The organism is Pseudoalteromonas sp. P1-26, from assembly GCF_001401795.1.
GTDB lineage: Bacteria > Pseudomonadota > Gammaproteobacteria > Enterobacterales > Alteromonadaceae > Pseudoalteromonas.
The window spans coordinates 1-219 of the sequence record NZ_LKDX01000205.1; the positions used below are offsets into that span (position 1 = coordinate 1).

At 45.2% G+C, this 219-nt stretch carries 2 tRNA genes; both read left to right on the top strand.

Going from position 1 to position 219, the window contains the following annotated elements:
- Positions 1 to 7: 7 nt before the first annotated feature.
- Positions 8 to 83, top strand: a tRNA-Lys gene (locus AN394_RS21510).
- A gap of 58 nt (positions 84 to 141) precedes the next feature.
- Positions 142 to 217: transfer RNA gene (locus AN394_RS21515), tRNA-Lys, on the top strand.
- Positions 218 to 219 lie beyond the last annotated feature (2 nt).

A 219-nucleotide genomic window follows, 5' to 3' on the forward strand; every position in this document is an offset into this window, starting at 1 on the left:
TCAGAGCGGGTCATTAGCTCAGTTGGTAGAGCAGTGGACTTTTAATCCATTGGTCGATGGTTCAAGTCCATCATGACCCACCATTCTTTTTGAATGGTCTTATATCGGCGGATTTACGCAGCTTTTTACAAGCATCAGAGCGGGTCATTAGCTCAGTTGGTAGAGCAGTGGACTTTTAATCCATTGGTCGATGGTTCAAGTCCATCATGACCCACCATT